This window comes from Cupriavidus sp. HE11, assembly GCF_056097175.1.
In genome coordinates, this window is the sequence record NZ_CP184467.1 from 42,411 (window position 1) to 60,607 (window position 18,197).

Consider the following 18,197-nt stretch of genomic DNA (forward strand, 5'->3'; position numbering starts at 1 on the left):
GCAGGGTGCCACCGGCCGGATCGGTCAGGGCGCCATGCCCGCGTCCGGCCCGCCCGGCGCCGCAGCACCAAGCTTGTCCGGAAAGGCCGCCCGCACAGCGGCCACCACATCGCCGGCGACGTCCTCGCGCTGCAGGATCGGAAACTCCTTGGCCAGCTTGTTGCTGACCCGTCCCTGATTGTCGCGCACCGCACGGATGATGCGGTCGATATCGTTGTCCGGCCCCTCCAGCGCATTCTTGACCGCGTTGCGTGCCCGGTCCCAGTTGCGCAGGTAGTCCGCCTCGTGGCGCATCTCCTGCGTAATGGTCTGGTCCACCAGCTGGTGCAGGTATTCGGCCTGCACGGTCAGGTCCGGAAAGCGCCACGCGTGCAGTGCGTCGTGGTCGTCCGCGAACACGAAATTCGAGCGGATCCCGTCCGGGTACTGGGTCACCTGATCGGAGAACTCGTACATGTCCGCGTAGCGCGCCATGAGCGGCTTGGAGAACGCCTCCAGCGTCTGGTCATAGCGGGCGATGGTCTGTGGCTTGTCGAGGATGGCCGCCGAGATCGGCAGCACGAAGGGGCGGGGTACCGCACCGTCCCGGCGCAGGATGTCATTGACCAGAAATCGGTGCGTGCGGCCGTTGCCGTCAGCGAGCGGATGCACGAACACGAAGCCGAAGGCCACGGTGCTCGCGCGCACCAGCGACGGCATGCCTTCGGTCAGTTGCAGGAAGCGCGACAGGCCGGCCATCATGCCGGGCAGCGCTGCCGCCGGCGGCGCGACGTAGTGCACGACGTCGCGATAGTTGTTACGCGCACCCACGAACACGGGACTCTCGCGCAAGCCGAATTTCTGGATCGTGGAGCGATCGCCCACGATCTCCTGCTGCAGCTCGGTGATCGCCGCGAGCGCCAGCGGATCCTCATACTGACCCACACGGGCCTCCATCACGGCCGCAAACCGGCGGACGCGGTCGCGCTGATCCTGCTCGTGCTCGATCTTGAACGACGAGAGCGATTCCTTGATGGTGAGCCACACGGCGCTGCGCATGAGCACGTCCTGTCCGAACTCGGCATTGAGCGCGTCCAGCCGCGCCTCGCAGTCGTACCGTTCGGCGGCTTGCACGCCCACCGTACGCCGCACCAGCGGGCAGAAGTCCCGCGTGCCCGGCAGGTTGTCGCGCAGCCGCCACCGCGTATTGTTGGTCGTGAGGGCGATGCTCGCGCCAAAGTACTGCGCGTGATCGAGTGCATCGAAATAATTGCCACCGGTCACGTCGTCCACCGGCAGCCGGCGTCCGATCAGCCACTCGTAGTAGAAACCGGCCATGCGGGCGTAGCGTCCGGTGCGCTCGGCCTGCAGCCACTCGACCATTTCCGGGACCGGCACCCGCTCGAAGAGGCGCGAAAGGAATTCCAGATGGATGCCTTCGTGCTTGAACGCGAAGGTGAGGTGGCCGCGCAGGGCCGCAGCGGCGTCCGACAGCGGGGGCACGCCGTCGCGCGCCGCCGGCGGCTGCGGGCGCATGTTCGCCGGGTAGATCTCCCGCGTGCCGTTCACGGTCTCGATGGTCCGGCGCACCGGCCCGGTCTGACTGGTCACCGCGAGCGGTTGGGCGCTGGCGATCTGATACTGCTCCGCCAGCCACCGGTACCCCAGCCATACCTCGTCGTTCTCGCCAGCCATCTGCCTGCTCCGTCACGTTGATCGCCCAGCTTTCGCCGCAAAACGGTGAAAACTGCATAAAAACGTTTAAATTGTACGCCGTCTGTTCAAAAACGTATATGCGGTGCAGCCGACATGCCGCGTCGCCTGCCATAGCGTAGAAATCGTTAAACGGCTTCAGAAACGTTTAAAGGTCAGGCAATAAATCCAAAAACGTTTAAATCGGACTGGGCCTGTCCATGACGCGACGCGGGCAATCCCCGGGCGTTACCGCCGGTGTAACGGCCGGGAGTGACGGGTAGCAACCCCGCCCCGGGCGCGGCGCACCACGGTCGGCGCAGGGCCGGCGCAGCGGGACTGGCGGATGGGGAAGGGATGGAAGAAGGGACGGGAGAAGGGATGGGAAAGCGCGCGAGGGCAGCGGACGGTCACGCAGGGGCGGCCGGCTGGACCGCCCGGTTGCGAACCGGACAAGGCCTACACCGCGCCGCGCGGCACGTCGGGCGCGGCCGTACCCGGTTGACGCCCCCTTTCGCTGCCGTCGGGCACCTCAAACGGGGCCAGCAACGCCTGCGCGGCGGCGGCGGCCGCGCGCTGGCGTGCGGCCGGATCGGCCGGCTGCCCGACCGGCGGTCCTTCTGCGGGCAGGCCCTGCAGCAGGGCCCGCGCGATCAGGTCCGTGAGGCTGTGCGGGGTGAGCGAGCCGAAGCCGGCGAGCCGTGCCTGCAGGTCGTCGTGCCGGGCCGTCACGGCCTGCAGCATGCCCCGGGCGCTGGCCTCGGCCGCGTGGGCCACGCCCGCCGCGTTGCGTGCGATGGCGGTGGCCGCTTCGGCTTCGGCGATCCGCTTGGCGCCGGCCTCCTGCAGCTGGCGACGCGTCAGTTGTTCGCTCGTGAGCTGCGTCTTGAGCACGGCCATCTCGGCCGCGCGGTCGCGCTCCCGCTCGTTCAGGGTGTCGATCTTGGCCAGCGCATCGGCGGTCGCCTTCTGCGCGAGTCGGGTTTCCATGCGCTCGCGCTCGATCGCGAGCAGGCCACGCTTGTGCTCGGCGTCCGCGCGGGCGCGCTCGGCGTCAAGCTGGTCCTGCAGCTTGCTGAGTGCGTCACCGTGCTCGCGCTCGCGCGCGTGCGCGGCGGCTTCCAGCCCCTGCACGGCGCGGCGGCTCATTTCGAGCTCGCCCTCGGCGTGCGTGACGCGTCCACGCAGTTCCGTGATGTCGTCCTTGGCGGTCTGCAGCGCCGCCTGCAGCGTCGCGATCCGCTGCTCCTGCTCGGCTTTCACCTCCAGCGCTTTATCGAGCTCCGTGCGGGCCTCGCGGCGCGCGAGCTCGGCGTCCGCCTGCAGGGCGTGGGCCACGTCGACGTCGCGCCGCGCCTGCGCGCGGATCGCCTCGGCCTCGTCGGCGAAGTCGCGCTTGGCGTGCTGCAGCATGTCGTCGCGCAGGGCGTACACCAGCCGCACCGTTTCGGGCGGCAGCTGGTCATGCATGGGCTGGCGCATGCGCTTGCCCAGCTCGGCGTAGCAGGCCTTGTTCGCTTCCGACACCACGTTGCGGTTGGGCTTCGAATAGCCCTGCCGCACCAGCCAATCGATGATGCGGTCGACCGTGGGCGGCTGGCCTTCCTCCGCGAGGATCGCGTGGAAGGCCTTGGGCACGAGCACGTTGCGGACCTCGTCGGCCGGGATCTTGGTGCTGGCAGGGGAGGCGCGGTCGTCAGGGGCCGGAATCATGAGCAGGCAGGAGAATCGTTGGGAGCGACAGGGGGTGCACCATGGGAGGCGGCAGATTCTACCGCAGGCCTCGCGGCGGACCGCTTAACCGGGCGCCCGTCCGGACCGGGGGCCGGCAGCGGCAGATCCGCCCCGGTGACGTCGATCGCGAGCACCGCCACGGGCGCGTCGCCGAAGTGCGGATGGGTCAGCGTCTGCGGCGCGACGCCGCGCCACGCGCGGCGCACGCGGCGCGTGGCGTCATCGGCCTTGGGATAGCCGTGGGCGATCTCGACCGCGTCGTAGGTGCGGCCCGTGGGGTGCCCCATGAGGCGCTGGCGCCAGTAGGGCGTGTCGAGGCGGAATTCCAGCGGCTTGCTGCGATCGCGGATCGCGAGGAAGTACTCGCCCATGACGTGCAGCCGCAACACCCGCAGCGCGCGCAGCGGCGCGGCCTTCGCGGGCGAAGCGGCGGGGGTGGGGGCATGGCGGGGGACCATCAGGCAGCCTCCGTCGGCCGGGCCAGCGTCACGGCTGGTGTCCCGGCTGGCGTCCCGGCTGGCGTCCCGGGTGACAACCCCGCCGGGGACTCGCCGGCGGGCGGGACCGTCACCCCCGCCACCCCCCCCACCCCCGCCACTCCCACCTCACCCGTCGGACCCGTCGGACCCGTCTCCCCCAGCGCCCGCCGCGCGGCGAACCACGCCGTGCACCATGCGCAGGGCTGGCCGGCGAGCGGCCCATTGTCGTCGTCCCACACGCCGGGCCGCGCGTGCGCATGCCCCGGGGCGCTGCCGGGCCAGCGTTCGCCATCGTGGCGCACGTGGGGCTGCGCCTGCTCGCGCAGCACGGCGGCCAGCAGCGCGCGCCAGTCGGTGGCCGGCATGGTGGGGCCGCCCACGCGCGGCACGTGCGTGAGGAGGTGCGCGTTGTAGCCTTGGCCCTCGGCCCGGGCAAAGGCCTGCCGCGCGGCGTCCTCGGCATCGAACGTGACGTCGGGGCGGTCCACGTCCTCGAAGCGCAGCAGCCAGCCGGGCGCCTGCCGGGCCTGCTCAGCGGCGGGGCCGGGCGCGCACCACGCACCCACCCCGGTCTCGGTGGCCAGCGGCGCCGGCACGGGGCCGGCCTCGGCCGTGGCGATCGCCAGCTGCAGCGCCGGCTGCAGGGTCTCGATGCGTGCGCGCAGGCCGCGCCACCAGTCCTCCGTGGTCGGCTGGATGCGCTCGGTGGCGTCCGGATCCTGCGCATCGACGCCCACGGTCTGCGCGGGCGAAAAGAACGGCGCGGCCGCGTAGCGCGTGAGCGCGAGCGCGGCGCGCAGCAGCGCCATCGCGTCGAGCGCCAGCGGGGCGGTGACGGGTGTTGCGGCGCCCGAAGCGGGCAGGGCAGCAGTATCAGGCATGATAAGAGTCAATTCCAGAAAGTCAGGACGCCCGCAGCAAGTAAATGAAGTGCCCGACGCCAGTCGCGGAAAGGTGGCGCGTTACGAGGTGGCGGGCCTTGGGCGGCCGGGGATTGGGTGGGTCTGTCGCGTCTGTTGCGTCTGTCGCGTCTATCGCATTCGCTCGCTGGGGCAAGCCCCGACGGGTGGGCAAGGGGCGACAGGCGGTGGGCACGCGCGTGGGCAACCCCCGGTTGTCCATCCGCTGTCCACGGGCTGTCCCGCCGCTCCCGGCGCCCCGCGCCGGGATGTCCACGCAGGCGGGGCGCGTCAGGACGGATTGGGCAGGTTGCAGGACGTGTCGCAGGACGCGGGCGCGTGTCATGGTTCGCTTCGAACGGCCTCGGCATCGTCCGCCGTGGTCTGCGCCACCGGCGACGCCTCGGCGAGCGCGCGCGGGAGACTTTGCGCGATGCGCGCATAGTGGCGACCCACGCGCGCCGCGTGCGCCGCCACCTCCTCGGCCGTGTAGGCCCGGCGGCGGATATCCGGCTCAGGACCCAGCACCGGACTACGTACGGGACTACGCATTGTCCAGCTCCTGTTCGTGATGCAGACGTGCCGCCTCGACGATCTCGCGCACGTTGCCCCCCTGCAGGGATTCCGGTACCGGAAAGCGCACCGTCGCCGTCTCGAAGTCGAAATGCACCATCCCCACACGCTCCAGCCAGTCCAGCAGCGTCCGGTCCGGGTCCTCCGGGCGCGGCGCGCGCGGCACCACCGTGGCGGCGACCTTCAGGGCGGCCACATACTGGCTGCGCAGCACGTCGAGCGCTTGCACGTCGACCGGCTGGCCGGCCGGCACCAGCCCCAGCTCGTAGGCCATCCGTGTGAGCGCCGTGGCCGACGGGGCGAGCTTGGACGCGGCCAGCACGTCTTGGGCCAGCGCCTGCATCGCCTGCGTATTGACGCGGCATGCTTCCTGCAGGATGGCCTGCGCCTCGGCCGCCGTCATGGCAGGCGAAGGTACCGGCAGGACGCGCAGCCGTTCGAGCTCGTGCAGCACGAGCGAAATCGACTCGCCTTCGGCCACGCTCAGCCCGCGATCCTCACTGACGCCGAGTGCGCGCAGCTCGGCCACACTGGCGGCGAGCGCCGCGCGGTCAGCGGGCGGCGCCGCCGCCTGCGCCGCCATGGCGGCATCCAGATTCGCCAGCGCGTCGCGCGCGAGGTCGCGCATGGTCGCGGCCGTCCCCTTGCAGTTATCAAAACAGTGGGCAATCAGGTTCAGCGTCGCGCGGATCTCCCGCAGGTTCACCTGCGGCGCTGCGTTCTCTGCGTCTTGCATCATGGTGCTCCGGTGTGCCGCATCACGGCGACATGTTCTTCAATCATCGGTACGGCCTTGATCGCCGGCTGCGACGCGAGGGGGAGCAGGGCCGCGCGTACCATGGCGCAGGCGTCGTTGTAGGGCACGCCATGCTGGTCCGCGAAGGCCTGCACCACCGTGTAGTCCACGTAGTCGACCGCTGGCGCCTCTGTCGTCGTCGACGCGGGATCCCGGGCCGGGCCGGCGGTGCGCGCCGGATGCAGGCGCCGGCGCAGGTGGTCGGCCGCCTCGTCGGCCGTCTTCGGCCAGATCCTGCACAGGCCCGTCATCGCATTGCGCCACGCGGCGGCTTCCATCACCGCATGGAGATTGCCATCGCGCACGGCGGGCGCGGCGCCCTCCGGCAGGGCGTCGACGATCGCCTCAGCCAGCAGGGTGATCTCCGCCTTGCCAGTGGTGGTCGACGTGTCGTCCGGCGCGCAAAGCTTGTCCACCAACGCCAAGCGCCCACCGTCCGCGTCTTGCGTATGGGTCAGGCGGTAGTCCAGCAGAAACGTCCGGAGATGGGCGCTCAGCGCGTCGAGCGCAAGGGCTTGTTGCTCGGTCATCGTGTCCCTGTCAGTCAGAAGAGTGCGGCCTGTGTGGGCGCCGGCGCCGACGGCGCTGGGGGTGCCGACGGTGCCGGCCGCATCCGCACCATGAAGGGCACCACCATGCCATCAATCGTCAGACCGAAGCCGTACACGCCTTCGCCCACATGCTCCAGCCGTTTCCACAGCGGCTGGAAGCCGGCAAGCCGCGCCGCACGCAGCAGCGCGTCCTTGGGCATGCCCTTGGCGCAGGCCTGCACGAATCGCTGGCCTTTTTCCGGCACCATAAAATCGGGGAAGGTGTCGGGCAGGCCGAAGCTTTCGAGTACTTCCACAGTCGCCATGTTCGGTCACTCCACGGAAATCTTGGTCACGTGCGCACCGCTGTCGTCGAGGTGCACGTTGATGCGGCCGGTCCGAAGGTCAGCGGTATGGAACGCCTCCGGGCTCAGGTAGCGCCAGTTGCGCCCGGCGAGCGTCACCTCCGCGACGCCGGCAGGCTGGCCAATCAGGGCCACCAGTTCCGGGTCGGAGCGAAACGGCCGGTCCGGGGCCGGTACGCCCAACGCCGCGTAGCCGGCACGGGTCAGAGCACTGCCGTCTAGCCAGCCGCGCTCGCGCAGCGTGTGCAACCTGAGCACGGCGGCATCGAGGGCCTTGCGGCCCCGGGCGCTGTGCAGCCAGTTGCCATGCTGATGCACGTCCATCAGCATGCGGCGCTCCTCCGGGGTGGGTGCGGTGTCAGTCATTGGCGCAAGCCGGCAGCAGCGGCTTCAAGGAGCGAAACGGGATCACGTGGCAATCGCGCAGGCCATTGCCATCGCCCATGTCCACCGGCTCGGGGAACCGCACCGAGGCGCCGTGCGGCACCTCGCCCCGGCGCCAGTGCTTGAAGATCTGACCTTGCAGATAGCCCGCAGGCGTCTTGGTCTGCACGGGCATGCCCAGCGGCCACTTGCGATGACGTCGGTTCATGTCGACGCTGACCGCACGGTTCCAGTGCGACTGATGGGGCAACAGATGTCCTGCGCTCATGCTGGTTCTCCAGTAGTGTCTGTGGGGTCAGGCCGGCGGCAACGGCTGGCTGCGCGGCATCCAGTGCAGCACGTCGCGCATGGCGATGTCGCCCGCGCCTTCGGTCGCGAAATAGTCGCCGGTGTGTCCTTGTTTCCATGCCTTGGTGGCGGCCTCGACCTTGCCCTTACGGGTGTGCAGCCAGACCGCGTCGCCGTTCTCCGGCGCCGCCTCGGCCAGCGTCAGCCATGACGCCGGCGTCGCTGCGGGGGCATGCGCGAAGACGGGCGTCAGCACTACGCCGCGCGCCGCCCACTCGGCGTAGTGCTCGCGCTTGTCCGTAAAGGACAGCACGGCCTCGCCGGCGTTCAGGTGGGTCTTCACCCAGCCGCACGGGCCAGCCAGCAGGGCGATGGCCTGCGCCTGCGCCATGCAGAGCATGGTGCGGACGAGTTCGGCAGGATCGGACAGTGGCGCGCCGGTTGGCGTGTCCAGTGCGGCGGTCGCGATGCGTTGCAGGACCTCGCGTTCCGGCACCGTCGCGTAGTGGGCGTCTGGCTTCGTGGTCATGGTCAGAATGTCGGGCCTTTGCGGTGATGGTGCATGTTCCGGGACAGCAGGACGAGTTCGGTGCCTGAGCAGTTCCACATGATGAGCGTGTAGGTGATACGGCGTTTGCGCATTTTCATGATGGGCGGCTCTGTCAGTAGCAAAAGCGCGTGCGCGGCGGATGCTCGCGACACTTCGCGACGCAAAGCCCTTCGCGATGGCAGTCACCGCCGGCCGCCACACACTGTGCATACGGGACAAATACGCTGCCCGGCGCATCAGTCAGGCTGGCCCGGTCGCGCCAGCCTTCCCACTTGTCCTGCGTCGCAGCGCGGCCGAATTCGATCTGGCCGCCGCTATGCGGCACGAAGTAACTTTCCGGCCAGCCCTTGGCCTTGTAAAACGCCACGAAATCGGCCTTCTCACGGGCCAGTGCTTCGCTGTCCAGCGCCACGGTTCCGGCCAGCGGCGCCTTAGTCGTCGTTGCCGGCATCGTCATGCCCCCACGCTACGCTGGCGCCATGCATCCACGGCACCGGTGAAATGCTCGGCGACACTGCCTTTCATGAGATTGCCGGTGCCCACCGCCAACAGCGGACTGAGCGTGAAAACCTGCGCGCCTGTGTCGGTTTGGCGGGCACCCACGATGCCCAGTACCGCGCGCCAGCGCAGGGCATCCGCATCGGCGTTGGCCGGAACGCTGTGCGCCGCCGGTGAATTGGGCGCGTCGATCGCCTCAATCAGACAATCAAAGACGCGGCGGTCGAGGGACGCAGGCAGCTCGGCCGCACAGCGCTGCAGCTGCGCACGGACGGCCATCAGGACGCTTTCCAGATAGGCCGTCCGGTTTGCTGCGATGGCGGTCCGCTCCAGTGACGCGGCGAACGGGCTTCTGCCGACCTTGTTGCCGCAGTGCTGGCAATAGCCGTCTATCACCTCATCGGGCGGGTTGCAGCGGCAACGTTCGCGATCGGGTACAACATCCGCACCCATGGCCTGCATCGCCACTGCGTTTGCGGCGTCGGCACGCTCCCGGAGGTAGGTCAGCGTCGCGCTGACGTAGCAGGAGCCCTGCGGGGCGTTGCTGCTGCCGTGCGGTGCGCGGGCCACCTGCCGGATCTCGTCCGGGGTCAAAGTGAAGCGGCCCAGATAGGGGCTGACCAACGCGTCGATCGCGGCGGCGATCAATGCCTTGTTGCCAATGCTCGGTGCGCTCCAGTCCGCAGCCTGCAGCGCCTTGGCCACCGCCACCGGGCGTGACATGGCCGGCGCGGGCTCTTCTGCGCCATCTTTGGCAGCAGTGGGTTGGCCGGTGAGCGCCGGCGGCCACGGATCCAGCAGGTAGTGCGTCACCGTGCGGGCCAGCTCGGTACCCGGCTGGCCATCACCGTCGGGATCGACCTCATAGAAGTCGCTCGCCTTCAGCTCGTGGAACCGTTGACCGCCATAGTCGTGATACTGACTGAACCCCAGCACACTGGCCGCCTCGTCATAAGCGGGAACGCCTTCAGCCTCCACCGGGATCCACCGGAAGCCTGTCGGCAGCGCCTGAGCCGCCGTCACCGCTTCGGCCAAGGCATCCTTGATCGCGGTCTTGATATCCGACAGCTCGGTATCGTCGGCATGGAAGTACCGCGCGGCAATCCGGTCCACATCGGCGGCGGTGAGGCCCGCTCGCTGCCACGTCGGCAGCAGGTCCCGAACCGGCTGTTTATCTTCACTCATCATGGATTCCTTGTTCGTTCCGCGAGCGCGGCCCGCTGACTGTTATTGGCCTTCCTTACGCCAGCAATTCCTCGACGGCGGCAATGGCCTTTCGTTCCACCTCGACCAGCAGATCAACACGAGCGGCTTCTTCAGGTGACCACTGGTCGGGTGCCAATGCAATGCAGTTCGGTAGAGCGTCTTTCAGCGCATCCATATGTGCGCGCCGAATGGTGTCGATGATCTGCCCTCTGAACTTCCGTGATACGCGCATGACTCTGTATTTCCCTTATGTGGCGGCGACGAGGGCGTGGGCATCAAAGCGCGAAGGCGGTCTGTTTGCTCGCCTGCAGTTCGCTGTTTAGCCGGGCGACTTCGCCCCTGAGCAAGTCCACGATTTCGCCGTGCACCTGTACGAGTCTCAGGATGGCCGTCGCATCCACGGCGACGGTCTGGCCCGCGATCTGGCCCGGCGCGAGTTTTTCCAGCGCCGCGAGCTGGCGGCGCGCCTCCGGTGTCAGGCACTCGGCCAGCGCAGCGGTGACTGCCAGCACCTCATCGATCATCCCGCGCGGCACCACTGGCGTCGCTATCGCGTTCGCCTGCTGCCGCCTGTCCGCCGTTGCGTCCATCTCGAATTACCTGTTGGTCTCGTGACGCCAGCTTGCTGGCCCATCTACCTGTTATCGGCGGCGCGTGTGCCGTGCCGCACCCCCAAAAGCACTGGATTTTTAGGCTGAAAACCGACGTTTCAAGCACATCGTAGGCGCTCGACCGGTCCCGCGTCAATATTTTTATATCGCCGTATATCAATACGTACGTACATAAAGTACTTGTGTTTCATGATAGTCGTTATTATCATGAACATAGAAAGCGGCGAGAGGGCTGCTTTCAGCCTTCAGGAGGAAATGCAATGCACAGAAAGCTGCACCCCATCGCCAAACGCCTCGGCGGCTTCTATGAAGCCGGCGCGTGGCGCTTTCCCACCGTGTTCGCGATGCAGGAATTCAAGCGACTCGCTGGCGTAGCCGGCTACGTCGTCGAATAAAGCCTCAGGCCCCGGGGTGCACCCCGGGCCCAACAGGAGCCCTTCGTGAGCACCGCAGATCTCGCCGCACCGTTCCAAGCGCCCGTGCACGACCTACGAATGGTCAGTGCCTTCATTAATCCGCTCTGGTTTAACGCCGTACGGGGCCGCACCTACGACGCGGTCGTGGCGGCAGACGGCTCTCTGTGTGTTGAAGGCGAAACGCTGGTGTTCACCATGGCTGCGCTACCCCCGGGCACGCAGGTGCGCGTCACCGTCGGCAGGCAAATCTCGTGCGTGACGCAAGGCGACTGGGCGCGCGCTGTTCAGGAGCAAGCCGCCGCGAACCAAGCATCAGCGGCGGCCGAGGCAGCGCGGCACGCGGCGCGACAGGCCGAGGCGACGGCCTTCAATGCCCGCCTCAAGCTTCCCGTGCGCTGGATCAGCGCCATCAAGGATGTCCTCAGCGGGCTGTCGGCCACGTCGTGGGGCGACGGCCGCAACCGCGCCACCGTCAACCACATCCTGCTACTAGACGACCTGCGGGTCGCCAAGCTCAACCGCGACGCGGGCGACTTTCTGTGCACCACAACCAGTGGCTCGAATGGCCGCCGGTACTCCTGCCCGGAGCGAGAGCAATACAACGGCGATGGTTGCGATTTCGCCCCTAAAATCACGTGCAAGCGCTGCCTCGAACTGGCTAAGCGCTGGACGACCGAATAACGCGGGATACCACAGCTCCGCCGTTGACCGATCGAATGACTCAGAACGCGATGACCAAACTCACCAACGCTTCCGCCACCTCCCGAAACGCCGACGAAACGATTCGGATGGAACGATTCCAGACACTGGAACCGGGTACCTACTGGCGGGCCCGGGAAGATGTCAAATTCGAAGACTGGCGTTGGCGCGGACACTACGACCACGTCAAGGCCGGCACCGTTCTGCTTCTCACATCGGTCGCCGTGTATGACGCAGCCGCCCACACCGTGCAGCTCGCGGAACACCCCTCCCAAGGAACCGGTGCCCACCGAATGCTGGTAGACGACTTCCTCAACGCATTCGAGTTTGCACCCGATGGCGAGGCGGTCCGCGACGCCGAGATGCAGGCCATTCACACCAAGGTTGCCGCCCTTCAGGAAGAGCTCTTCGAAGGACAACGCAACCCGCTCATCATGGCTACCGCGATCGCCGAGGGACTGACCAAATGGGAAGCCGATAAGCAGCGTGAGCTCGACCGCGACGCGGCCAAGAGCGGCGAGGCGCCCGTATCGACTGCACTGGCGATGACAGAAAGTCGGGGGAGTCTGCGAACTGACATTGGCTTTGTACTGGAAAACCGACTCACGCCACGAGATGTCGTCGCTATGCGGCTGGTCGCCGAACGCGAGGCAACACGTGCAGAACTGACGGCCAACTGGCTGACGACGCGCACCGAATCGATTGCCGGCGCGCTGAAAGCGCTTTCCCCCTTTTTCGCCGAAAGGGCGCAGGTCGCCCTCGCCCGCACCAGCAGCGTCCGGCAGTACGCTGCTGACCTCATGAAAGGCATTGCATCTCTCGATCTCTATACCGGCAAGGGTGTCGTGGTCGAAGTCATCGCCACCGGCGAATCTGCACCACGTGATGAGAAACTACACCTGCGTCAGGCCAAGCTCTATGCCGACGGCGAGTTCGCCGCATGGGCCGATCTGGACGCCGACTGGGACTACCGCAGCCTGCCGGACTTCGATCGTGCACTGCAAGGCCATCCGGAATTCCGCGACCAGATCCTGCCCAAGCCCCGCATGGTTGTCGCAATGGCCACGCGCCGCGACCGCGCGGGCTACGAGAACCTGTCAGCCTATGAAGCCGCCGGGCGCGACGTACAGAACAAGCTCACCTTTCTGCTGGTGCGCGATGGCGACAACCTCTATCGCGTCTACTCGGGCGAGCCGACGCACGAGGGTACGCCGCGACTATTTCCCTCCAAAGCCGAGATCGATGCCGTCTTCACCGGCTTTGACGGTAGTGCCCTCACGTTCCGGGATCTCGAATTCACGGATGCCGTCAAGGATCATGACCGCCTCGCACTACATTACAAGCGGCTGCTCATCCTGCTGTGCGGTCTCGACCATCGCGAACAGCTTTTTGGCCAATTCTACGACCCCGCTGAAGCGCTCCAGTTTCTGTCCCTCGGCTTTCAACAACGTCACTTCGTCTTCATTGCCGACGACGAACCCGGAACGCTGATCGGCACCGAACGACCCGACGTACAGACCTTCATTCGGCAGCAGAATGCGCAGCTCCGTAGCGGATCACGCGTACTGTGCCACTTCCACGATCTGCTCACTGTTGACACTGCACCGGCGTGCTTGCGCCGCGACGGCGAATACACCCGACACTTTGCAGATCCGCTGGAAAAAAGCGCGGAACTGATCGCCTATAAGGATGGCAACGAGCTGTGTGTGGATGTGCCAGTCAAACGCGTTAGCGGGTCCGAAGCGCGCTTTAATGCGCGTGTCAGCCTCACCAAAGCACACCCGGAGCGCGGTGGACGTTCCGGCGTCCTATGTCTGGACGGGGTGAAGGCCGAGACGCTGGCGTGGTATGTGTTCAACCGCCAAGCCCGCATCGGCTACGTCTCCTACATCCGTTTATTCAAGCAGGCCGCCGCACGCCTGCGTATCGAGGAGGTGGAAGAATCACCGGCACGCGCATATCTGCGCGGCGCCATCGCCGCCGCCGAGGTCGCAGCGGATGAAGACATCCCCAAGCTGTTGGAAGCCAGCATCATCGCGTGGCGCTGTGCCCAGCGTGGCAAGCCCCTGCCCGCTGTGACCGAGAAGAGCGCCTTGAATGGCATCCTCGATCTCGTATGGGCGCACGACAGGAGCGCTGACCTGCTTACTCGCGCCCTGCAGTGGATCGAAGCAAACGCCGCACGCCCGCTGCGCGTCACGCTGACCGGTAAGAGCCGGCTCGCGATCTACGCCGAAGTCCCGCAAGGCGAACGCGACGAATCCGTGATCGACTGGGGATGGGTGCGCCGGTATTCGCTGGGGCTGACCAAATCCGGCCTGCAGTGCACCTCCGACCGCCTCGACTGGTTGACGAACAAACCAGTGCCATCGGAGACCACGCTGCGCGAATGGTCAGAAATCACCCCGTGGCTTCATCACACCCCTGAACCCTACAAGGCACGCGCCCTTGCCGAGGCCAAAGCGAAAGTCGACGAAGGATTCGCTGAGTATCAGTCGCGATTCACGGCGCCCGGCGGCGGACTCGACCCCGCGTTTCTATCGCTCTCCCTGCGTACACTGGAGCGCTTCCAGCGCGACGGAAAATACAACATGGTGGGGGAATGCAACCTGTCGGTACCGATTGGCGTATATCAACAGGATAAGACGAACGGTGCCCACGAGTTGCGTCTGCTCGCCATGCAAGCGCCGCTGGAAAAATGGTTGCAGCACTTCGCAAACGCGGAGCAACGTGAACAGATTGAACGCGCCTATCTCCGCGTATTCAAGAACCCCAGTCATCACAAGGACCATCTGGCGAGTCCGCTTCGACCCACGCTCTGCTGCGTGCTCCCACAGGGCGACGCGTTCCGGATCTCCAACGATAGCCCATGGTCGGATACATTGATCCGCGAGAATGGCCGCCAGAGCACCGACCATATGGTCACGAGTGCCCTGAACCTTACCGACTTCGTGGCCAACGTGAAGGCAGGCGGGACTGAACGCTACCGTAAGCAATCCAAACGACCGGCCCGCGTGGCCTTCGCACAAGCCTTGGCGAACCTCGGCCCTGCCGAGCTCGACGCCCTATTTAATCTAACGTCCGAAACCGAGACGCATGACTAATCTCCCAGCGGTACGCACCGCGCTCACACCCGACGTTCCGCCGTCGCTGGACGAGATCGCAAAACGCGGCCTGCCTGACCATCTGTCCGGCCGAGACGGTGCGAACCGCTGTCACACTGGCGTGCGCCAGATCGCGGCCGACACGGATCTTGACGCAATCCACGTCTGGCTGGCGGAGTACGCCGATCGCGCTGCGACGCTACGCGCGTACCGCAAGGAAGTACAACGCTTCTATTGCTGGGTGATCGGTATTGCGCGCAAGCCGTTGTCCTCCCTCACACGCGAAGATCTGGATGCCTACCGCGAATTTCTGCTCGCCCCGCCAGCGAGCTGGTGCGGGCGCCGCAATGCACGCAAGGCCACGGGCGAATGGAAGCCGTTCGAAGGTCCGCTGTCGGAGCGTAGCCGCGCCTATGCGATGACAGTGATCGAGGGTCTTTTCACGTATCTCACCGATGTCCGCTATCTGGATGGCAATCCATTTAAAGCGGCGCGCTTTCGCCGCAAGGTCGGCCCTCAGCCGGGACTGACGCAGAAATTCCTTCCGCTGCACACGTTTGAACGCCTCATGGCGGCGTTGCAAAGCGAGTGCGAGCGGTTGATGGGCGAAGGAGATAAGCACATCGAAGTGGAGCGGATGTTGTTCGTCGTGCGCTTCATGGCCAACACAGGTTTGCGGCGAGAGGAAATGGCCAAAGCTCGCCTCGGCGATCTCTCGCACCGGGATATCGCCGGCGCAACGGATTGCTGGTTTCTGACCGTCACGGGCAAAGGCGACAAAACCGCCACGATCGCAGTCAATCGCGCTGCCATGGCCGCTCTGGAACGTTATATGCGGCTCGTAAAGCTCGATCCACGACGATCCGACCCACATACCCCGCTTGTCATCAAAATCGGCCTGCACGGCTTAAAGGCGTCACTGAGCCAGCCGATCAGCAAAGATTCCATTTACGGGATCGTCATGAATGCTTTGGAATTGGCCGCGACAATTCTGCATGACGAGCACCCGGAAGACGCGCGAAAACTGCGCGAGGCGACTCCGCACTGGTTCCGCCATACCTTCACAACGCTCATGACACAACAGGGCCATCCATTGCCGCTGATTCAAAGCCAATTGCGGCACGCCTCTATTGCGACGACTGCCATCTATAGCCATACCGAGGAGGACGCGATGTATCGCGCCGTCAACGGACTCCAACTGTAGATTTAAAGGCGAAGATATGCCTTTTTCTTTCAGATTTAAATGACTGCGAGCGCTATACTGACACTGGCTAAAATCTTGAAAGTGTCTTATCGTTCTCTCCTATAACGCCGTACCGGACACCAGCGGCGACGCGGCAAGGCATCAAGAAACCAGTGCTGTCTTTTGTTTTTATCGATATCGCACCGGCTTTAACCAACCCAAAAACCCACCAACCAACCACAATCAAACGGGGATCACAAGATGGCAACGTACAAACAGCTTCTCGCGGAAAAAGCAGCACTGGAAGCCAAGTTGGTAGAAATGCGCGCGGAAGAAGTCGCCGGCGTAATCGCTCAGATCCAGCAACTGATGGCCGACTATGACCTGACGGTGGAAGATCTCACCCCGCGTCGCCGTGGTCGTCCGGCTGGGTCGGGCAACAAGGCGCCGAAGGCTGCCAAGGCGGAGAAAGCGCCGCTGGCGCCGAAATATCGCAATCCCAAGACGGGCGAAACGTGGTCCGGCCGTGGCCGCGCACCGAAGTGGCTGGGCACGCGCCCGCAACGTTTCCTGATCGGCGAAGGTGCCGAGGTTACCACCGCCTGAGCACGACGGCGCGGGCGTCCTCCCGCCCAATACAAAATGCCGTCTCGCGACGGCATTTTTTGTTTCCGAGACATGCGGCGTAGCCCAGCTGCTATCCCAACGCCGGGTGGTCGTCCCGGACCGACACGGCAGTGCCCGTACCCGGTTCCGGCGCACGCAGGGCATGCGCAATGGCCGCCCGCTCGACGTCGTAGGTCCCGGTATAGCCGCGACCACGCCGCACCACCTGCCAGTCCAAGAATGCCTGCCGCTGTGGCAGCCATTCCGGCACGGACTGATCGGCCCGAAAGACGGTCAGCTCCGCCACGCGCGGGACGGCCGTCGTGCGCACCACGAAGTCGCTGCTGTGCTCCTGCAGTACAGCGTGGACATCCGGCTCGTAGCAGGCATAGAAGCGGCCGCGATCGTGCTCATAGTGCCAGAGCTCGACCCCCAAGGATGCCAGCAACGTCCGATCGCTTTCCTTCGCCTCGATGGTCCCGTAATACGTGACCGGCGTCGGCACGCTCGGCATGCGGTTCACGCCGTCAGCCGGCACCGGGATGGCATACGTCAGCTGGCTTGCGTCATACACCACCACCTCGAAGAAGTTTTCCTCATTCTTGAGCGCGTCGCTCGTCCGCCCGATGGCGTCATACCCAGCCGCCGCGTACAGCTGGCGCAGTACGTCGACCTCACGGCCCGTCCCCATGAACATTCCCGACAAACGCACCGGCGAGAAATGCCCGCGATCGAGATCCGCGTGCAGCTTGTCGAGGTCTGCCTGCCAGAACTGGACGTCCGAGGACAACACCACCGCGCCATAGTTGACCAGACCCTCCGGGGTGCGAGGAATCGCACGACGCAGGTTCGCGATATCGCTGGGCTTCAGGACATCCACGTTGAGCAGCTTTTCCGCCCTCACATAGAACGGCAGGCTGACCGGGCCGCTGCTTTCGTCGCGCAGCGATGCCCGGTAGCCGAAGACGCCAGAGGCCTGCGCGCTCGTGGTCACGTAGAAGCCCGAGCCCATATTGCCGGAACCGCTGGGCGCCAGCGCGTCGAATACCCGGTTGCTGCCGTGGAACACCTTCAGTGGCTTTCCCTGCAGATCGACCAACTGACTCGCGCGGAAAAACCGCGCGAAGTCCTCCGCACCGGACGGCAACGCATGCACGCCCCGCTCCAACAGGCTCGCCATATCCAGCACCACCATCGCTGGAAACGCGCGTGCGTCCAGCAGGCGCAAGGCATCAAAACGGTGACCGCCCTCCAGCACATACGGCCCCTCGCCATCCTCGATCACGATCAGCGGATCGATGTGCCCGCTCTGGCGGATGGCTTCGGCCAGCGCCCGCGTGCGCGTCTCCTCGCTGACGCTCGCAAACGTCACCGGGCCGTCGAGCTGGTCGAACGCCGCCATGGGGATCTCGCGCACGCCGGGCAGCACTTCATAATCGTCCAGCGACGCGCTGACCGATCCGGTGTTGGCGATCGTGTCCCCCACGGTGCGCCCATCGACCGCGACGGCAGCCGTCGCGTACTTGGCGGCCACCCTTGCCATCAGTGCGTCGCGGTCAAGGGAATCGGACTCGTTGTCTTTCATCATTCGGTGTCTTGAGAGGG

Annotated in this window: 21 protein-coding genes; 5 read left to right on the forward strand and 16 right to left on the reverse strand. The window is 65.9% G+C overall.

Annotation, left to right across the window (positions count from 1 at the left end; genetic code table 11):
- Positions 1-24: 24 nt before the first annotated feature.
- The 15 genes from ACOABP_RS31345 to ACOABP_RS31415 all read right to left on the reverse strand — a co-directional run bounded on the left by ACOABP_RS31345 (position 25) and on the right by ACOABP_RS31415 (position 10,563).
- A complete protein-coding gene (locus tag ACOABP_RS31345) occupies positions 25-1,674 on the reverse strand; it encodes a Fic family protein (RefSeq protein WP_474231721.1) in 1,650 nt (549 codons plus the stop codon).
- Between the two features lie 456 nt (positions 1,675-2,130).
- On the reverse strand, positions 2,131-3,384 hold the full coding sequence (locus tag ACOABP_RS31350; RefSeq protein WP_474231722.1) for a hypothetical protein: 1,254 nt from the start codon (positions 3,382-3,384) through the stop codon (positions 2,131-2,133).
- Positions 3,381-3,863 (reverse strand): hypothetical protein, encoded by a 483-nt coding sequence (locus ACOABP_RS31355; protein WP_474231723.1) that lies wholly within the window; start codon positions 3,861-3,863, stop codon positions 3,381-3,383. The genes ACOABP_RS31350 and ACOABP_RS31355 overlap by 4 nt, the downstream gene beginning before the upstream one ends.
- Entirely contained in the window at positions 3,863-4,765 is a 903-nt protein-coding gene (locus tag ACOABP_RS31360; protein WP_474231724.1) for a hypothetical protein, read from the reverse strand. The genes ACOABP_RS31355 and ACOABP_RS31360 overlap by 1 nt, the downstream gene beginning before the upstream one ends.
- A 360-nt stretch (positions 4,766-5,125) precedes the next feature.
- Positions 5,126-5,335 (reverse strand): hypothetical protein, encoded by a 210-nt coding sequence (locus ACOABP_RS31365; protein ID WP_474231725.1) that lies wholly within the window; start codon positions 5,333-5,335, stop codon positions 5,126-5,128.
- Positions 5,328-6,095, reverse strand: a complete 768-nt coding sequence (locus ACOABP_RS31370) for a hypothetical protein (RefSeq protein ID WP_474231726.1) — start codon at positions 6,093-6,095, stop codon at positions 5,328-5,330. Before ACOABP_RS31370 ends, ACOABP_RS31365 begins: the two co-directional genes overlap by 8 nt.
- A complete protein-coding gene (locus ACOABP_RS31375; RefSeq protein WP_474231727.1) occupies positions 6,092-6,682 on the reverse strand; it encodes a hypothetical protein in 591 nt (196 codons plus the stop codon). The genes ACOABP_RS31370 and ACOABP_RS31375 overlap by 4 nt, the downstream gene beginning before the upstream one ends.
- A gap of 14 nt (positions 6,683-6,696) precedes the next feature.
- Positions 6,697-7,008, reverse strand: coding sequence for a hypothetical protein (locus tag ACOABP_RS31380; RefSeq protein WP_474231728.1), 312 nt, complete (start codon positions 7,006-7,008; stop codon positions 6,697-6,699).
- A 6-nt stretch (positions 7,009-7,014) separates the two neighbouring features.
- Complete coding sequence (locus tag ACOABP_RS31385) at positions 7,015-7,377, reverse strand: hypothetical protein (protein WP_474231729.1); 363 nt, start codon at positions 7,375-7,377, stop codon at positions 7,015-7,017.
- Between the two features lie 28 nt (positions 7,378-7,405).
- Complete coding sequence (locus tag ACOABP_RS31390) at positions 7,406-7,699, reverse strand: hypothetical protein (protein WP_474231730.1); 294 nt, start codon at positions 7,697-7,699, stop codon at positions 7,406-7,408.
- A 27-nt stretch (positions 7,700-7,726) separates the two neighbouring features.
- Positions 7,727-8,248: a hypothetical protein gene (locus ACOABP_RS31395; protein ID WP_474231731.1), complete on the reverse strand. Its 522-nt coding sequence runs from the start codon at positions 8,246-8,248 to the stop codon at positions 7,727-7,729.
- 133 nt (positions 8,249-8,381) lie between these two features.
- Positions 8,382-8,726: a hypothetical protein gene (locus tag ACOABP_RS31400; protein ID WP_474231732.1), complete on the reverse strand. Its 345-nt coding sequence runs from the start codon at positions 8,724-8,726 to the stop codon at positions 8,382-8,384.
- A complete protein-coding gene (locus ACOABP_RS31405; protein ID WP_474231733.1) occupies positions 8,723-9,955 on the reverse strand; it encodes a hypothetical protein in 1,233 nt (410 codons plus the stop codon). The genes ACOABP_RS31400 and ACOABP_RS31405 overlap by 4 nt, the downstream gene beginning before the upstream one ends.
- Before the next feature lie 52 nt (positions 9,956-10,007).
- Positions 10,008-10,148: a hypothetical protein gene (locus ACOABP_RS31410; protein ID WP_474231734.1), complete on the reverse strand. Its 141-nt coding sequence runs from the start codon at positions 10,146-10,148 to the stop codon at positions 10,008-10,010.
- A 100-nt stretch (positions 10,149-10,248) separates the two neighbouring features.
- Positions 10,249-10,563 carry a hypothetical protein gene (locus ACOABP_RS31415; protein ID WP_474231735.1) on the reverse strand — a complete coding sequence of 105 codons (315 nt, stop codon included), beginning with the start codon at positions 10,561-10,563 and terminating at the stop codon, positions 10,249-10,251.
- 281 nt (positions 10,564-10,844) lie between these two features.
- Here ACOABP_RS31415 and ACOABP_RS31420 point away from each other — a divergent pair, with 281 nt between their 5' ends.
- The 5 genes from ACOABP_RS31420 (at position 10,845) to ACOABP_RS31440 (ending at position 16,592) form a co-directional block, all read left to right on the forward strand.
- Positions 10,845-10,979, forward strand: coding sequence for a hypothetical protein (locus ACOABP_RS31420; RefSeq protein ID WP_474231736.1), 135 nt, complete (start codon positions 10,845-10,847; stop codon positions 10,977-10,979).
- A 45-nt stretch (positions 10,980-11,024) separates the two neighbouring features.
- Entirely contained in the window at positions 11,025-11,681 is a 657-nt protein-coding gene (locus tag ACOABP_RS31425; protein ID WP_474231737.1) for a hypothetical protein, read from the forward strand.
- A gap of 50 nt (positions 11,682-11,731) precedes the next feature.
- Positions 11,732-14,803: a hypothetical protein gene (locus tag ACOABP_RS31430; RefSeq protein ID WP_474231738.1), complete on the forward strand. Its 3,072-nt coding sequence runs from the start codon at positions 11,732-11,734 to the stop codon at positions 14,801-14,803.
- Positions 14,796-16,007 carry a tyrosine-type recombinase/integrase gene (locus tag ACOABP_RS31435; protein ID WP_474231739.1) on the forward strand — a complete coding sequence of 404 codons (1,212 nt, stop codon included), beginning with the start codon at positions 14,796-14,798 and terminating at the stop codon, positions 16,005-16,007. The genes ACOABP_RS31430 and ACOABP_RS31435 overlap by 8 nt, the downstream gene beginning before the upstream one ends.
- Positions 16,008-16,247: 240 nt before the next feature.
- Positions 16,248-16,592, forward strand: a complete 345-nt coding sequence (locus ACOABP_RS31440; protein ID WP_474231740.1) for an H-NS histone family protein — start codon at positions 16,248-16,250, stop codon at positions 16,590-16,592.
- A gap of 91 nt (positions 16,593-16,683) precedes the next feature.
- Here ACOABP_RS31440 and ACOABP_RS31445 read toward each other — a convergent pair whose 3' ends face one another.
- Complete coding sequence (locus tag ACOABP_RS31445) at positions 16,684-18,180, reverse strand: ParB N-terminal domain-containing protein (protein ID WP_474231741.1); 1,497 nt, start codon at positions 18,178-18,180, stop codon at positions 16,684-16,686.
- Positions 18,181-18,197 lie beyond the last annotated feature (17 nt).

Bases quoted from the DNA above. Each gene is read 5' to 3' on its own strand.
- ACOABP_RS31410 (WP_474231734.1), bottom strand. From the start codon at position 10,148: ATGGATGCGCTGAAAGACGCTCTACCGAACTGCATTGCATTGGCACCC.
- ACOABP_RS31420 (WP_474231736.1), top strand. From the start codon at position 10,845: ATGCACAGAAAGCTGCACCCCATCGCCAAACGCCTCGGCGGCTTCTAT.
- ACOABP_RS31380 (WP_474231728.1), bottom strand. From the start codon at position 7,008: ATGGCGACTGTGGAAGTACTCGAAAGCTTCGGCCTGCCCGACACCTTC.
- ACOABP_RS31430 (WP_474231738.1), top strand. From the start codon at position 11,732: ATGACCAAACTCACCAACGCTTCCGCCACCTCCCGAAACGCCGACGAA.
- ACOABP_RS31445 (WP_474231741.1), bottom strand. From the start codon at position 18,180: ATGATGAAAGACAACGAGTCCGATTCCCTTGACCGCGACGCACTGATG.
- ACOABP_RS31390 (WP_474231730.1), bottom strand. From the start codon at position 7,699: ATGAGCGCAGGACATCTGTTGCCCCATCAGTCGCACTGGAACCGTGCG.
- ACOABP_RS31395 (WP_474231731.1), bottom strand. From the start codon at position 8,248: ATGACCACGAAGCCAGACGCCCACTACGCGACGGTGCCGGAACGCGAG.
- ACOABP_RS31415 (WP_474231735.1), bottom strand. From the start codon at position 10,563: ATGGACGCAACGGCGGACAGGCGGCAGCAGGCGAACGCGATAGCGACG.
- ACOABP_RS31435 (WP_474231739.1), top strand. From the start codon at position 14,796: ATGACTAATCTCCCAGCGGTACGCACCGCGCTCACACCCGACGTTCCG.
- ACOABP_RS31365 (WP_474231725.1), bottom strand. From the start codon at position 5,335: ATGCGTAGTCCCGTACGTAGTCCGGTGCTGGGTCCTGAGCCGGATATC.
- ACOABP_RS31360 (WP_474231724.1), bottom strand. From the start codon at position 4,765: ATGCCTGATACTGCTGCCCTGCCCGCTTCGGGCGCCGCAACACCCGTC.
- ACOABP_RS31385 (WP_474231729.1), bottom strand. From the start codon at position 7,377: ATGCTGATGGACGTGCATCAGCATGGCAACTGGCTGCACAGCGCCCGG.
- ACOABP_RS31345 (WP_474231721.1), bottom strand. From the start codon at position 1,674: ATGGCTGGCGAGAACGACGAGGTATGGCTGGGGTACCGGTGGCTGGCG.
- ACOABP_RS31440 (WP_474231740.1), top strand. From the start codon at position 16,248: ATGGCAACGTACAAACAGCTTCTCGCGGAAAAAGCAGCACTGGAAGCC.
- ACOABP_RS31350 (WP_474231722.1), bottom strand. From the start codon at position 3,384: ATGATTCCGGCCCCTGACGACCGCGCCTCCCCTGCCAGCACCAAGATC.
- ACOABP_RS31400 (WP_474231732.1), bottom strand. From the start codon at position 8,726: ATGACGATGCCGGCAACGACGACTAAGGCGCCGCTGGCCGGAACCGTG.
- ACOABP_RS31370 (WP_474231726.1), bottom strand. From the start codon at position 6,095: ATGATGCAAGACGCAGAGAACGCAGCGCCGCAGGTGAACCTGCGGGAG.
- ACOABP_RS31355 (WP_474231723.1), bottom strand. From the start codon at position 3,863: ATGGTCCCCCGCCATGCCCCCACCCCCGCCGCTTCGCCCGCGAAGGCC.
- ACOABP_RS31375 (WP_474231727.1), bottom strand. From the start codon at position 6,682: ATGACCGAGCAACAAGCCCTTGCGCTCGACGCGCTGAGCGCCCATCTC.
- ACOABP_RS31405 (WP_474231733.1), bottom strand. From the start codon at position 9,955: ATGATGAGTGAAGATAAACAGCCGGTTCGGGACCTGCTGCCGACGTGG.